The organism is Shimia sp. MIT910701 (genome assembly GCF_047126315.1).
GTDB lineage: Bacteria > Pseudomonadota > Alphaproteobacteria > Rhodobacterales > Rhodobacteraceae > Shimia.
The window spans coordinates 3,352,616-3,365,980 of sequence record NZ_CP138953.1; the positions used below are offsets into that span (position 1 = coordinate 3,352,616).

The 13,365-nt window shown below is 59.5% G+C and carries 15 protein-coding genes; 9 read left to right on the forward strand and 6 right to left on the reverse strand.

Going from position 1 to position 13,365, the window contains the following annotated elements:
- The first annotated feature begins 13 nt into the window (after window positions 1-13).
- Together SIB38_RS16295 and SIB38_RS16300 are read left to right on the forward strand one after the other, a co-directional pair.
- Complete coding sequence (locus tag SIB38_RS16295) at window positions 14-1,201, forward strand: dipeptidase (protein ID WP_294114255.1); 1,188 nt, start codon at window positions 14-16, stop codon at window positions 1,199-1,201.
- A gap of 236 nt (window positions 1,202-1,437) precedes the next feature.
- Window positions 1,438-1,848: a hypothetical protein gene (locus SIB38_RS16300; protein ID WP_294114253.1), complete on the forward strand. Its 411-nt coding sequence runs from the start codon at window positions 1,438-1,440 to the stop codon at window positions 1,846-1,848.
- 54 nt (window positions 1,849-1,902) lie between these two features.
- On the opposite strand, the gene SIB38_RS16305 is transcribed toward SIB38_RS16300, so the two are convergent.
- Both SIB38_RS16305 and mazG read right to left on the reverse strand, forming a co-directional pair.
- The gene (locus SIB38_RS16305) at window positions 1,903-2,916 is read right to left on the reverse strand and encodes a Fe(3+) ABC transporter substrate-binding protein (RefSeq protein ID WP_294114251.1); all 1,014 of its coding nucleotides are present in this window, start codon (window positions 2,914-2,916) and stop codon (window positions 1,903-1,905) included.
- Between the two features lie 72 nt (window positions 2,917-2,988).
- Entirely contained in the window at window positions 2,989-3,819 is an 831-nt protein-coding gene (mazG, locus tag SIB38_RS16310; protein WP_294114249.1) for a nucleoside triphosphate pyrophosphohydrolase, read from the reverse strand.
- A 65-nt stretch (window positions 3,820-3,884) separates the two neighbouring features.
- Between mazG and SIB38_RS16315 the strand changes: the two genes are divergently transcribed.
- From SIB38_RS16315 to SIB38_RS16325, 3 genes are all read left to right on the forward strand, one after another.
- Complete coding sequence (locus tag SIB38_RS16315; RefSeq protein ID WP_412550616.1) at window positions 3,885-5,045, forward strand: M20 aminoacylase family protein; 1,161 nt, start codon at window positions 3,885-3,887, stop codon at window positions 5,043-5,045.
- A 109-nt stretch (window positions 5,046-5,154) separates the two neighbouring features.
- Entirely contained in the window at window positions 5,155-6,114 is a 960-nt protein-coding gene (gene speB, locus SIB38_RS16320; protein WP_412550617.1) for an agmatinase, read from the forward strand.
- A 133-nt stretch (window positions 6,115-6,247) separates the two neighbouring features.
- Window positions 6,248-6,643, forward strand: coding sequence for a DUF1499 domain-containing protein (locus SIB38_RS16325; RefSeq protein ID WP_294114241.1), 396 nt, complete (start codon window positions 6,248-6,250; stop codon window positions 6,641-6,643).
- Here SIB38_RS16325 and SIB38_RS16330 read toward each other — a convergent pair.
- Window positions 6,575-6,886: a hypothetical protein gene (locus SIB38_RS16330; protein WP_412550618.1), complete on the reverse strand. Its 312-nt coding sequence runs from the start codon at window positions 6,884-6,886 to the stop codon at window positions 6,575-6,577. The genes SIB38_RS16325 and SIB38_RS16330 overlap by 69 nt on opposite strands.
- Before the next feature lie 61 nt (window positions 6,887-6,947).
- On the opposite strand from SIB38_RS16330, the gene prfA reads away from it, so the two are divergent.
- The 3 genes from prfA to SIB38_RS16345 all read left to right on the forward strand — a co-directional run bounded on the left by prfA (window position 6,948) and on the right by SIB38_RS16345 (window position 9,706).
- Complete coding sequence (gene prfA, locus SIB38_RS16335) at window positions 6,948-7,997, forward strand: peptide chain release factor 1 (RefSeq protein ID WP_412550619.1); 1,050 nt, start codon at window positions 6,948-6,950, stop codon at window positions 7,995-7,997.
- A complete protein-coding gene (prmC, locus tag SIB38_RS16340; RefSeq protein WP_294114235.1) occupies window positions 7,994-8,827 on the forward strand; it encodes a peptide chain release factor N(5)-glutamine methyltransferase in 834 nt (277 codons plus the stop codon). Before prfA ends, prmC begins: the two co-directional genes overlap by 4 nt.
- A gap of 222 nt (window positions 8,828-9,049) precedes the next feature.
- A complete protein-coding gene (locus SIB38_RS16345; protein WP_412550620.1) occupies window positions 9,050-9,706 on the forward strand; it encodes a DUF4167 domain-containing protein in 657 nt (218 codons plus the stop codon).
- 89 nt (window positions 9,707-9,795) lie between these two features.
- Here SIB38_RS16345 and SIB38_RS16350 read toward each other — a convergent pair whose 3' ends face one another.
- From SIB38_RS16350 to SIB38_RS16360, 3 genes are all read right to left on the reverse strand, one after another.
- A complete protein-coding gene (locus SIB38_RS16350; RefSeq protein ID WP_294114230.1) occupies window positions 9,796-10,764 on the reverse strand; it encodes a Gfo/Idh/MocA family protein in 969 nt (322 codons plus the stop codon).
- A gap of 105 nt (window positions 10,765-10,869) precedes the next feature.
- Complete coding sequence (rpoH, locus tag SIB38_RS16355) at window positions 10,870-11,766, reverse strand: RNA polymerase sigma factor RpoH (RefSeq protein WP_412550621.1); 897 nt, start codon at window positions 11,764-11,766, stop codon at window positions 10,870-10,872.
- A gap of 204 nt (window positions 11,767-11,970) precedes the next feature.
- Window positions 11,971-12,999, reverse strand: coding sequence for an RluA family pseudouridine synthase (locus SIB38_RS16360; RefSeq protein WP_412550622.1), 1,029 nt, complete (start codon window positions 12,997-12,999; stop codon window positions 11,971-11,973).
- Between SIB38_RS16360 and SIB38_RS16365 the strand changes: the two genes are divergently transcribed.
- A complete protein-coding gene (locus SIB38_RS16365) occupies window positions 12,998-13,321 on the forward strand; it encodes a DUF6476 family protein (RefSeq protein WP_294114216.1) in 324 nt (107 codons plus the stop codon). The genes SIB38_RS16360 and SIB38_RS16365 overlap by 2 nt on opposite strands.
- The last annotated feature ends 44 nt before the right edge of the window (window positions 13,322-13,365 follow it).

Sequence of the window (13,365 nt, forward strand, 5' to 3'; positions counted from 1 at the left end):
TGGGGGAGAGCACATGCGCACCTTGGGGAAATGGCTGGGACGCCTGTTGTTTGTTGTTGCGGTGGCCGTGGCCGCCTTTCTGATCGTCGCACCGGGCCATGTGGAGAAATCGCGCAACACGGTCAAAGACCACGAACCCTACGCGGTCAGCGACGCCGCCAAAAACCTGCACGCCAGCCTCACCGTGGGCGACTGGCACGCCGACACGCTGCTGTGGAAACGCGACCCGCTGGAACTCGCCAATCGCGGCCACGTCGACCTGCCCCGCCTGATCGAAGGCAACGTGGCGGTGCAGGTGTTTACCGCCGTGACCAAATCTCCTGCAGGCCAAAACTACGACAGCAACTCCGCCGATGCGCGCGACAACATCACGCTTCTGGCCGTGGGCCAGATGTGGCCGCCCCGCACCTGGGACAGCATCTTTGAGCGTGCTGTCTATCAGGCGGAACGTTTGCATGACGCAGAGGAGCGCTCTGACGGTGAACTGCGCATCGTGCGCACCAAAGCCGAGCTGGACGCGGTACTGGCCGACCGCGCCGCTGGCAAAACCGTGGTCGCCGGCATGTTGGGCATCGAAGGCGCCCACCCTCTGGAAGGCAACCTCGACAACCTGCAAAAGCTGCAAGACGTCGGCTACCGCGTGATTGGCCTGCAGCACTTCTTTGACAATGAACTCGGCGGCTCGCTGCATGGCATTGGCAACAAAGGCCTAACCGAGTTTGGCCGCGCGGTGGTGAAAGCCGTGGAAGAGCGCAATCTGGTGATCGACGTGGCCCACTCCAGCCCACAGGTGGCGCGCGAGGTCATCGAGATGACCGACATGCCGATGATCGTCAGCCACACCGGCATCTACGGCAATTGCCCGGTGAAGCGAAACTACGAAGACGCGCTGATGCAGGCCATTGTGCAAAACGGCATGGATCAGGGCGGCGGCGTGGTGGGCATCGGCTATTGGGCCGACGTGACCTGTGACGACAGCCCGGCGGGCGTGGCCAAAACCGTAAAGGCGGCCGTGGACCTATTGGGGGAAAACCACGTGTCCTTGGGTTCGGATTTTGACGGTTCTGTTGGTACGGCATTTGACACCTCCGAGTTGGCGGCGCTGACCCAAGCGCTGATGGACGCGGGATTGAGCGAAACACAAATCCGCAAGGTTATGGGCGAGAACATGCTGCGGGTGCTGCGGGCAAGATTGAAATGATCTTGAACGACGATCCCAGCCGGCGCGGTGTCCTGCATGACGCGGCTTCAACAATTCAGACGAATGCGTCACCAACATCACGTGGCGCCCGAAAAAGGACGCTACAGCCAACAACTTAAGATCATTGAGTTTGTCGATTGCGATATTATGTAAAGGACAACACTTTAAGAACTAAAGACTTGGAGCAACCGCATTTGCCGCCAAACACGATCACGCGAAAAGAGTTGTTACTGCACATGATTCATCCCATTGTTTGGATGAAGCGAAAGATACAAGCGATCTCGCGTCATAGACTGACCCTCAAATTGTTAGAGTTTTGTCGGTTGCTCGCAGACTACGAGTTTCGACAATACTCTGCATCGTGGTGGGCCGGTGTGCTCGTTTTGCTACCAACACTTGCCGTGGGATGGCTACTTCGGATCGCTTTATTTTTTTTCACGGGCGCGATTGATGCAAAGCGGGAGGGCGGCCTCTTTTTTCTCTATGTTGCACAGCAAGGTGGTGGACACATTTGGGCGGTTACTACTCCCCTACTCTACTGGATTGAGAAAGTTACGGCGGCTGCAGGTCTGGGCACCCTATTGGCGGTTCTACTTGTCCTCTTAACTCACATTTCGTCAGCAACAGCGGCGTGGCGAAAACTCTAACACCAAAAAAAGGCGGTCCAAAGACCGCCCTCTTCGTCTCGCTCAACAGCCAGCTTAGCCGTCGAAATCAACCTGCTCGATCAGCTTGAGCGCCTCGCCACGGTGGCCCGCAAGTGTCATCAGGTTCACATCATCCGGCGTAAACTCACCCCAGCTTTGAACCAAGGCGTCCGCTTCGGTCCCCGGTGCAATCGGGTACTCAAAGTTAGCAGTCGCATAGACTTCCTGCGCCTTAGAACCGGTCAGGAATTCCATCATCTTGATGGCGTTCTCTTTGTTTGGCGCCGCCTTGGTGAGCGCGATGCCGGAGATGTTTACGTGGGTACCTGCGTCCTCAAATGTCGGGAACACGATGTTCACGCTGTCCGCCCAGGCCTGCTGCTCTTTGTCTTTGAGCATCTTGCCCATGTAGTAGGTGTTGCCCACGGCCAGGTCACATTCCCCCGCCCAGATCGCCTTCACCTGCGCGCGGTCGTTGCCCTGTGGCTTGCGCGCCAGGTTGGACTTCACGCCTTCCAGCCAGGCTTTGGTCTCTTCTGCGCCGTGGTGCTCCAGAATCGCGGAAGTCAGAGCAACGTTGTAGGCATGGGTGCCGGAGCGGGTGCAAATGCGCCCTTTCCACTTCGGGTCCGCCAGATTTTCGTAGGTGGTTACTTCACCTTCGGCTACGCGATCCTTAGAGGCGTAGATGATGCGCGCCCGGGTGGTCAGACCAAACCAGTGGCCTTCTGGGTCACGATAGGCTTCTGGCACATTCGCGGTGATCACGTCGCTTGTGACCGGCTGGGTGACACCCGCCTCCACCACCGCGTTCAGACGGGAAATATCTACGGTCAGCACGAGGTCCGCAGGAGAGCGTTCCCCTTCAGCCAACAGACGTTCAACCATACCCTTTTTCAGGTAGGCCACATTCACCTTGATACCGGTCTCTTCAGTAAAGGCATCGGTCAAAGGCTTGATCAACTCTGGCTGGCGGTAGGAATAAACGTTGACCTCATCTGCCAGAACCGGCGCTGCGGTGGCCGCTGCGGCCGCCAGAAAGATCGACGTTGTAAACACTTTTGTCATGTCATCACCCACGTGGAAGTTACGATGACCCAGCCTTGCCCGAGTTTTTTAGTCAGGTCAATGCGACCAAGATCACGATCCTGCGCGAGCGGCCTTCTCTTCCGCTTTGACCTCATCCCAAAGCGCATCCATCTCTGCAAGGTCGCTCTCCTGCGGGGTCTTCCCGCGGGCTTTCAGCTTGGCCTCAACCCCCTCAAACCGCCTGACAAACTTGGCGTTTGTGGCCCGCAGTGCCGCCTCGGGGTCGATCTTCAAATGCCGCGCCAGATTGGCGATAACAAACAGCATGTCGCCAAACTCTTCTTCGATCTCCGCCTGCGACAGCGTGTCCCGTGCCTCGGCCAGCTCTCCGGCTTCCTCAACAATTTTGTCAACCACTTGAGAGATGTCCGGCCAGTCAAACCCAACCCGCGCCGCGCGGTTCTGCAGCTTCACCGCGCGCAGCAACGCTGGCAGCCCAAGCGCCACCCCATCCAGCGTGCCTTTTTGCGCCTTCCCTGCCCGTTCTGCCGCCTTCACGGTTTCCCAGTCGCGGGTTTGTTGTTCAGGAGACTTATCTCGGTTTTCGTTGCCAAACACATGCGGATGGCGCGCCACCATCTTGTCCGACATTGCGTCCGCCACCTCATCGAAGGTGAACAGGCCTCGTTCCGTCGCCATCTGCGCATGAAACACCGATTGAAACAGCAGATCGCCCAGCTCTCCCTTCAACTCGTCCCAGGCCTCGCGCTCAATCGCATCCGCAACTTCATAAGCTTCCTCGATGGTGTATGGTGCGATGGTCGCGAAATCCTGCTCAATATCCCAAGGGCAGCCGGTCTCCGGATCGCGCAAGCGCCGCATGATCTCCAGAAGACGCGGCAATCCGCCATTGGGATTGAGGATAAGAGGATCTTCGGCCATTGCGTCGCGCTCCGGAATTTGCTTTTGATGTTAACTGAACGACCATTCAGAGAAGGTGTCCACCCATGCCTGTTGTAAACCGTATTGCCGATTTTTCCGACGAAATGAAGGGCTGGCGTCGCCACCTGCATGCCCACCCCGAGCTGGCGTTTGATTGCCACGAGACCGCAGCCTTTGTGGTGGAGCGTCTGAAGGAGTTTGGCGTTGACGAAATCCACGAAGGCATTGCGACCTCCGGCGTGGTTGCGATCATCAACGGTCAGGGCGACGGCCCCACCATGGGCCTGCGCGCCGACATGGACGCCCTGCCGATGGATGAAATCACCGGCCTGGACCACGCCAGCACTGTGGACGGCAAAATGCACGCCTGTGGGCATGACGGGCACACCACCATGCTGCTTGGTGCCGCCAAATACCTCGCGGAAACCCGCAAGTTCTCCGGCCGTGTGGCGCTGTTCTTCCAGCCTGCCGAAGAAGACGGCGGCGGCGCGGGTGTGATGGTTGAAGAAGGCGCGATGGAGCGCTTTGACGTGAAAGACATCTACGCGATTCACAACGTGCCTGGCCTTCCAATTGGCGAGTTTCACACCGCGCCCGGCCCCATCATGGCGGCCGTGGACAGCTTTACCATCAAGCTGCAAGGCAAAGGCGGCCACGGCGCCTACCCGCAAGACACCATCGACCCGGTTGTCGCTGCGGTGGCCATGGTCAACGCCATCCAAACCATCGTCAGCCGCAACCACGACACTCGCAACGAATGTGTGGTCTCCGTCACCCAGATTCACGCCGGCTCCGCCGACAACGTGATCCCTGATGGCGGCTTTATCAACGGCACCATCCGCACCTTTGACAAAGAGGTGCAGGCCATGATCCACCGCCGTCTGGACGAAATAACCAAAGGCACCGCTGCGGCTTATGGCCTTGAGGCAGAACTGAACATCGACGTGGGCTACCCCGCCACCGTGAACCACGAGGCGCAAACTGCTTTTGCCGCTGACGTGGCGCGCGACATCGCTGGCGACGTGGCGGTAAACGCGGATCAGGGCATGGAAATGGGCGCAGAAGACTTTTCCTACATGCTCGAGTCCCGCCCCGGCGCTTACCTCTTCCTGGGCGCGGGCGAAGGCGCGGGCCTGCATCACCCGGCGTTTGACTTTAACGACGACATCTCCCCGATCGGCGCGTCGTTCTTTGCCCGCTTGGTGGAAACCGCGCAGCCGCTGTAAGCAATTTGCGGGCGGTCTTGTCACAAGATCGCCCGCGCCACCTCTTCAGGCTTGACCTTTCCGGGGAATTTGCGAAATTTGATCAAATTCTGCAGGAAGGAACACGCCCATGGCACTGGAAGATGCCAAAACCCAAGTTGATATGGCCTTCACCCGCGACGACCCGCGCGGCTTGAGCTTTGAAAACACTTTTGGCGGGGCCACGTCTTTCCTGCGCCGCCGCTATTCCAAAGACCTCACCGGCGTCGACATCGCCGTGACCGGCATCCCCTTTGACCAAGCCGTGACCAATCGCCCCGGTACCCGCCTTGGCCCCCGCGCCATCCGCGAGGCCAGCGCCATTCAGGCGTTTGATCCGCCCTATGGCTGGGGCTACGACCCGATGAGCGAACTGAACATCGTGGACTATGGCGATGTGGCTTTTGATTACGCCCGCGTGGCCGACTTCCCCGAGGCGCTGACCAACCACATTCGCGGCATTCTTGCAGGCGGCGCAGCCAGCATTGCTTTGGGCGGCGATCACTACATCACCTACCCGATCCTCAAAGCCTATGCCGAGAAGTTTGGTCCGCTGAGCCTGTTGCAATTTGACGCCCACACCGACACTTGGGCCGATGACGAACCCAACCGCATCGACCACGGCACCATGTTCTATAAGGCCGTCAAAGACGGTCTGATCGACCCCAAGCGCTCAGTGCAAGTTGGCATCCGCACCGAAAACCCAGACACGCTTGGCTTCAACATCATCGACGCGCGGGAAGTGCATGAGACAGGTCCGATGGCCGTGGCACAGAAAATCCGCAACATCCTGAGCGACCACCCCACCTATCTGACCTTTGACATCGACGGGTTGGACCCGGCCTTTGCCCCTGGCACCGGCACGCCGGTTTGGGGAGGCCTCACTAGTGGTCAGGCCAGCATCATCTTGCGCGACATTGCCGGTATCAATCTGGTCGGTGGTGACGTGGTCGAGGTCTCCCCCCCATTTGACACCACCGGCGCGACCGCCGTGGCCGGGGCGCATATTGCCCTAGAATTGATATGCCTCTGGGGCTGGACGCGGCGTTAATTCGCACCCCTCTGGAAACCAGCACAAGCGCCCCTTAGGTTGCAGGCGTCGGGTGATCTACCTGGCGCGTCAAAGCGTATGATCTCTAAAACGGGGGCGCAGCGCTTAAGCCTGTGAGAGTGGGGTGCGGAAAATGACATTTCTATGGTTGATCGTTGTGCTGGCCATTGGCTTTGCCGTCTACGTGCGCGTGGCCCCAAGCGATCTTGCCAAGTGGCACAAGGAACCGCAGGTCGCCCATAACAGCGACAATGAGAACTCCGTTCGACGTCTGGTAATGTCTGGCCGCGACGGTTTGGCCCGGTTTCATCAAGTGGCGGTCGGTACGCCGCGCACCACCGTGCTTGCCGGCTCTGTTGACGAGGGCATGGTCACCTATGTGACCCGCTCCAAACTCCTGGCCTACCCCGACTACACCACCGCCTATCAGGACGGTGACATGCTCAAGGTCTATGGCCGCTCACGATTTGGACGCAAGGATTTTGGCGTGAACGCCAACCGCGTCGAGGCTTGGATCGACGCTCTGTAACGGCGCTTTCAGACTGGAGCTCAGGCATCCGGGCGAAATCTCCCGCCACATCGGTACATTCAGCGACATCTGGCACTGCGCCATGAACATGCGCCCATCCACCTGCAAACAGATGGTCTCACCAATCTCGATGCGCTGGCCTTGTTTGTCGGTACAATAACAATCCACCGGCACGCCGTTGATCATGCCATCCGCCGTGGCCGTGCTCGCCAAAAGGGCAAATATCAGGGTCAGCTGTTTCATACGCCCAGTATAGCGCAAACCCTGCCCTTGACCAAACCCGCGTATTGTCCCACTTAGCGGCATGGTACCAATAGAACGACTGCATCAGATCACCCAACGTTTTGAGTTCCTTGAGGCCCAGATGGCCGAGGGCAGCGGCGATATTGCCGCGCTTGCCAAAGAGTATTCCGATCTCAAGCCGGTGGTGGAACAGGTGCAGGCCTACCAAAAGCTTCTCAGCGATATCGAAGAAGCCGAAGAGATGCTCTCTGATCCGGACATGAAAGACCTGGCCGAAGAAGAGCTGCCAGAATTGCGCGCCGCCCTGCCCGAATCCGAGCACGCTCTACAACTCGCACTCCTGCCCAAAGATGCGGCTGACGCCCGCCCCGCCATTCTGGAAATCCGCCCGGGCACTGGCGGCGACGAGGCGGCCTTGTTCGCCGGAGACCTCCTGCGCATGTACCAGCGCTATGCCGAAACCCGCGGCTGGAAGCTTGAAATCCTCGAAGAGAACGCCACCGAACTGGGCGGCATCAAAGAGGTGGTGGCGCATATCAAAGGCGAAAACGTCTTTGCCCGCATGAAATACGAATCCGGTGTGCACCGTGTACAGCGCGTGCCCACCACCGAAAGCGGAGGGCGCATTCACACTTCTGCTGCCACCGTGGCCGTGCTGCCCGAAGCCGAAGACGTGGACATCCAGATCGACGCCAACGACATCCGCATCGACACCATGCGCGCGTCCGGTTCTGGCGGTCAGCACGTGAACACCACCGATTCCGCCGTGCGCATCACCCACCTTCCTACTGGTATCATTGTAACCAGTTCCGAGAAATCGCAGCACCGCAACCGTGAGATCGCGATGCAGGTTCTGAAAACCCGTCTGTTTGATCTGGAGCGCCAACGTCTGGCCGATGAGCGCGCCGCCGAACGCGCCGGTCAAGTGGGCTCCGGCGACCGGTCCGAGCGCATCCGCACCTACAACTTCCCCCAAGGCCGCATGACCGACCACCGCATCAACCTCACGCTTTATAAGCTGGATCAGGTGATGGCAGGCGACCTTGATGAGACCATCGACGCACTCACGGCCGATGCACAGGCCACCGCACTGGCGGAGATGAACGGGTGACCGGCACCATCGCCGCGCTGGTGAAACGCGCTGTTGAGGTCTTGCAAGCCATCCCGGTCAACGATCCGGTCAAAGAAGCCCGCCTTCTGGTCAGTCACGCCACCGGCATACGCCCCGACCGTCTCACGTTGGAACTGCGCGAAGCGGCCACAGCGGAACAAGCCGCTGCACTGGAAGTGCTGCTGACTCGCCGCCAAGCCCGCGAGCCTGTGTCCCACATGCTTGGCAAACGCGCGTTTTACAATCACGAGTTCATCGTCACAGCCGACACACTGGATCCCCGCCCAGAAACCGAAATTCTCGTGTCGCTGGCCCTTGGGACGCGTTTCGCAAACGTGCTGGACATGGGCACCGGAACCGGCGCGATCATCCTGTCCATTCTGGCCGAGGCGCCAACTGCTAAAGGCGTCGCGACCGACCTCTCTGCCGCCGCTCTAACCGTGGCGACGCAAAACGCCGAGGCGTTTGAACTGGCGGATCGTCTGACTTTGCTGGAAAGCGATTGGTTCAGCAAAGTGGACCACACCTTCGACCTGATCGTCTCCAACCCGCCCTACATTGCACTCGACGAAATGCCCAAGCTCGCTCCTGAGCTGTCTTATGAGCCACGCTTGGCGCTCACCGATGAGGCGGATGGCCTCACCGCCTATCGCAAAATCGCCGCTGGCGCACCAGCGCACCTCAATGCGGGCGGCTGGCTCATGGTGGAAGTTGGCTGGCAACAAGGCCCAGACGTGGCCGCCCTCTTCACCGAAGCGGGCCTGACAAACGTCGCCATCAAGCCCGATCTGGACGGGCGCGACCGCGTGGTGATCGGGCAAAAGGCCTAAAACCCACGCAAATTTTCCCTTTTGCAAGCTTTGGCGCGATAAAAGCACTTGTGCGAACGCCCAAGGCGCAATATCAAGTTCGTGTCCTTTTGGCGGATGCCCCATTTGCGGGCGGTCCCGATTGGACATCAAGCCATAAATTGTCGCCCCCGGAAGACAGAGCGCACGAGGCGTGAAACGGGATGAGCGATTGCCATTGACCAAGGCTGGATTACAAAAACAATGAGATCTTCGAAGTCACGTTCGCGGAATAAATCTAACCGCAACCGTCCCTCCAGCAACATCGTCAACCGCGTGTTTGACAGCTCCGGCCCAGAGGGCAAGGTGCGCGGCACCCCTCAGCAGGTGATCGACAAATACAACCAGCTCGCCCGCGACAGCCAGTTGGGCAATGACCGCGTTGCCACGGAAAACTTCCAGCAGCATGCCGAACATTATCAGCGCATGCTGAACGAAGCGCAGCGCGAACAAGAAGCGCGCCGCGAAGAGCAGGACCGCCAGAACCGCGAACGTCAGGCCGAACGCGACCGCGAACGCCGCGAGCGCATGGAACGTCAGGAACGCGAAGGCAATGGCGGTGGCAACCGCGACAAAGCCCCTGCCCCTGTCGAAGCCGACGCGCAGCCCGTTGTAGACCCATCCGAAGCGGATCAGCCCGACCTGATCGTGGATGTGGCCGAAAGCAATCTGGTGGAGACACCAGAGGCCGAAACGCCTGCGCCCAAGAAAGCACCCCGCAAGCGGGCACCGCGCAAAAAGGCGGAAGACAAGGCCGACGCACCAGCGGAGAAATCTGAGAAGAAACCACGCCGCTCCTCCAAAAAGGCTGAGGCCCCGGCAGAGTCTGCGCCTGTGGAAGAAAGCAAAGCCGCGGAATAATCCGGCCTGCTTATCAAACAACAAACCCCTCGCAAGCACACGCCTGCGAGGGGTTTTCTTTTGTCTGCTAGGTGCCTGACAGCGCAGCGTCAGCCCTGCGCCAGCACCTGATCCATCATCGCTTGCGTGCCTCGCGCCTGCTCCAGCGGCCAAGCATAGGTCTCGCCCTCCCGAATGGTGCGGCCAAAGGCTTCCACCTGCTGCACATATTGGTTCACCACCGGAAAGCGCTCGATCCGCTTGGTCTGATCCGGCATCGACATGTGTAACTCCGCCTGATCAAACTTGCCCGCGTTGAACGGACAGGTCAGCGTCATAAGCCCTTTCTCGCCATGGAAATGCACCTCTTGGCGCGGCGCTGAACGGATCGAGGTGTAGGCCTGATAGGTGAAGCCGTCAAAGGTGAAGCCCATGTCGGCAAAGGTGTCGACACCGTGCTCCCACTGCAGCCGCGCGTAATCAAGCTGCACCGGCTCCTGCCCGGTGGCAAACCGCACGCCGCCCATCACGTACACCCCAATGTCGCGCAGCCCGCCGCCGCCAGCCGCCGCCTGATTGCGAATGTTACCGGTGTCATCGTTGAAAAACGAAAACGCCGCATTCACATGCACCAATTTGCCTATCGCGCCCTCGGCCAACAGTGACTTCGCTCGTTGCCACTGCGGATGGTGCACAATCATATAAGCCTCCGCCGCCAACACCCCGGCCGCATCCCGCGCCTTGATCAATTTGTCGATTTCGGCCACATCCATGCCCACCGGCTTTTCAATCAACACCGGCTTGCCCGCCTCCAGCGCTTTGATCCCCCACTCTACGTGCAGGTGATTGGGCAGCGGGACATAAACCGCGTCAATTTCCGGATCGGCCAGCATGTCCTCATAGCTCTGATGATGCCGCACCCCGGGCGCAAAAGCCGCAAAACCCGCAACCTTATCAGCACTGGAAGACGCTACAGCAGCAAGCTGTGCCCCCTTGGCCGCATGGATCGCGGGCCCCATGGTGGTCTTGGCAAAATTGGCGGCTCCGAGGATGCCCCAACGGACAGGTGAGGTGGTCATGATAGCGCTCCCATTTGGTGCGCCCACCCTAGCCACTCCGCTCCAGCGGACAACAAAAAACCGGCCCATTGCGGGGCCGGTTTCGGTTTTTCATCTGCGAGGCGCTTAATGCGCGGCCAGCATCCCACGCGACGCCGCCAACTCGCGCATCCGTTTCTGCAGTTTTTCAAAGGCCCGCACCTCAATCTGACGGATCCGCTCACGGCTCACATCATACTGACCGCTCAGGTCTTCCAGGGTGACCGCCTTCTCCGCCAAACGGCGCTGAGTCAGAATGTCCTTCTCGCGATCGTTCAGCACGTCCATGGCCTCCACTAGAAGCTCGCGGCGGGCGTCCAGCTCGTCTTTTGCCTCATAGTCCGCAGCCTGGTTGGCGGTTTCATCTTCCAGCCAGTCCTGCCACTCCATGGTGCCTTCACCTTCGGTGCCAACCTGTGCGTTCAGCGAGGCATCCCCACCGGACAGGCGCCGGTTCATCGAAATCACCTCATCCTCGGTCACGCCAAGATCGGTGGCAATCCGCTGCACATTCTCTGGACGCAGGTCGCCATCTTCCAACGCACCAATCCGGGCTTTCGCCTTACGCAGGTTGAAGAACAGCTTCTTCTGCGCCGAGGTGGTGCCCAGCTTCACCATGGACCAGCTGCGCAGCACATATTCCTGAATGCTCGCACGGATCCACCACATGGCATAGGTCGCCAGACGGAAACCCTTTTCAGGGTCAAACTTCTTCACCGCTTGCATCAGACCGACGTTGGCCTCGGAAATCACTTCGGCCTGTGGCAAGCCATAGCCGCGATAACCCATGGCAATTTTGGCCGCGAGGCGTAGGTGCGACGTCACCATTTTATGCGCAGAATCAGCGTCTTGCTCTTCGACCCAGCGTTTGGCCAGCATGTACTCTTCTTCTGGCTCCAGAAGCGGGAACTTGCGAATTTCCTGAAGATACCGGTTGAGGCCACCTTCTGGTGTGGGTGCCGGCAGATTTTTGTAGTTGCTCATGGCGAATGCCTCCCTTGTCTGTCTTACGCTGCTTCAATGCGCGTATGTTTAAACCTTTAACATCCATGTAGGGCGCTAACGGACGGTTTCAACCTCGGCGCGCAAATTTCTGACTCTCATAGTAAGTTTTTCGCTGATGGCTTTCCATGGCTGACAGGATTTCTCACAGCCACGTGCAGTTTGTTACAGACAGAATTCCGCCCGTTACTGTCCGCCAAGGTCCGCGATCAACTGCGCCATATCCTCTGGCAAAGGCGCCTCAAACCGCAAGTCTTCGCCTGTCACCGGGTGCTCAAAACCCAACACAGCCGCATGCAACGCCTGCCGCGCAAAGGCTTTGGCCGCCGCCGCACCTTTCACGCCAATCGCCTTTTCGCCCAGTTTGCGCCGCCCGCCATAAACCGGATCGCCGATCAGCCCGTGGCCCGCATGGGCCATATGCACGCGGATTTGGTGTGTGCGCCCGGTTTCCAGCCAGCATTCCACCAATGAGGCCACCGCTGGATCGCCAAAAGGCTCGACAATCCGCACCCGTGTCACCGCATGACGCCCGCCTTCAAACAACACCGCCTGACGTTGCCGATCGGTCTTGTGCCGCGCCAGATGGGTGGTCACTTTCATGATGTTTCCAGGCTCAAAGTTCACCCCGCGCACACCCCGCAAACGCGGATCGTTGGCATCCGGTACGCCGTAACAGACCGCGCGGTAGTAGCGCTCTACCGTGTGGGCCTCAAACTGCGCCGCAAGGCCTTGGTGGGCCGCATCGGTTTTGGCCACCACCAGCAACCCGCTGGTTTCCTTGTCGATCCGATGCACAATCCCGGGCCGTTTCATGCCGCCCACCCCGGACAGCGTGTCGCCACAATGATGCAGCAGCGCATTCACCAGCGTGCCATTGGGCGTGCCCGGTGCCGGATGCACCACCATGCCCGCCGGTTTGTTGATCACAATCAGATCATCATCTTCCCAGATCACCTCAAGCGGGATGTCTTCCGGCCCAATGTGGCTTTCCTCGGCTACCGGAACGGTGATCACTACCAACTCGCCGCCCGCCACTTTGAGCTTGGGATCGGTCACAACCGCGCCGTCCAGCGTCACGCTGCCCTCGGCAATCAGCTTTGCCAAGCGGGTGCGGCTCAAACTGGCTTCCACTGGCACATCGCGCGAAAGCGCCTTATCAAGACGATTGGGCGGGTTGTCCGCAATCAGAAATTCTACAAGGGCCTCAGCCATGGACTCTTCTCCGGAACCAATTGAACCCGCCAACCTGCGCTTCCTGCGCCTGTTGGTAACGGGCATGACGGTGGTTATGGTTGTCGGGCTTTTAGCCTTGGTTGTCCTGCTTGTCATGCGCTTCCGTGAAGATGGCCCAATCTTGCCGGAAAACCTTGTGCTGGAAGACGGCGCGGTGGCGCAGGCGGTCACGATGGGCGACGGCTGGGTGGCGATTGTGACCGAGGACAACCGCATTTTGATACACGACCGCATCACCGGCGCTTTGCGTCAGGAAGTGGTATTGTCTCCAGGCGCGTTTGGGGCGACGGTCAGCGAGTAAAGGGGCGTTGCCCCCGGCGCAGCAGGCTGCGCCTCCCCCAGGAT

What these genes read in the sequence shown, in the direction of transcription:
- SIB38_RS16295 (WP_294114255.1), top strand. Translation starts at nt 14, where the DNA reads ATGCGCACCTTGGGGAAATGGCTGGGACGCCTGTTGTTTGTTGTTGCG.
- SIB38_RS16300 (WP_294114253.1), top strand. Translation starts at nt 1,438, where the DNA reads ATGATTCATCCCATTGTTTGGATGAAGCGAAAGATACAAGCGATCTCG.
- SIB38_RS16305 (WP_294114251.1), bottom strand. Translation starts at nt 2,916, where the DNA reads ATGACAAAAGTGTTTACAACGTCGATCTTTCTGGCGGCCGCAGCGGCC.
- mazG (WP_294114249.1), bottom strand. Translation starts at nt 3,819, where the DNA reads ATGGCCGAAGATCCTCTTATCCTCAATCCCAATGGCGGATTGCCGCGT.
- SIB38_RS16315 (WP_412550616.1), top strand. Translation starts at nt 3,885, where the DNA reads ATGCCTGTTGTAAACCGTATTGCCGATTTTTCCGACGAAATGAAGGGC.
- speB (WP_412550617.1), top strand. Translation starts at nt 5,155, where the DNA reads ATGGCACTGGAAGATGCCAAAACCCAAGTTGATATGGCCTTCACCCGC.
- SIB38_RS16325 (WP_294114241.1), top strand. Translation starts at nt 6,248, where the DNA reads ATGACATTTCTATGGTTGATCGTTGTGCTGGCCATTGGCTTTGCCGTC.
- SIB38_RS16330 (WP_412550618.1), bottom strand. Translation starts at nt 6,886, where the DNA reads ATGAAACAGCTGACCCTGATATTTGCCCTTTTGGCGAGCACGGCCACG.
- prfA (WP_412550619.1), top strand. Translation starts at nt 6,948, where the DNA reads ATGGTACCAATAGAACGACTGCATCAGATCACCCAACGTTTTGAGTTC.
- SIB38_RS16345 (WP_412550620.1), top strand. Translation starts at nt 9,050, where the DNA reads ATGAGATCTTCGAAGTCACGTTCGCGGAATAAATCTAACCGCAACCGT.
- SIB38_RS16350 (WP_294114230.1), bottom strand. Translation starts at nt 10,764, where the DNA reads ATGACCACCTCACCTGTCCGTTGGGGCATCCTCGGAGCCGCCAATTTT.
- rpoH (WP_412550621.1), bottom strand. Translation starts at nt 11,766, where the DNA reads ATGAGCAACTACAAAAATCTGCCGGCACCCACACCAGAAGGTGGCCTC.
- SIB38_RS16365 (WP_294114216.1), top strand. Translation starts at nt 12,998, where the DNA reads ATGGACTCTTCTCCGGAACCAATTGAACCCGCCAACCTGCGCTTCCTG.
- SIB38_RS16360 (WP_412550622.1), bottom strand. Translation starts at nt 12,999, where the DNA reads ATGGCTGAGGCCCTTGTAGAATTTCTGATTGCGGACAACCCGCCCAAT.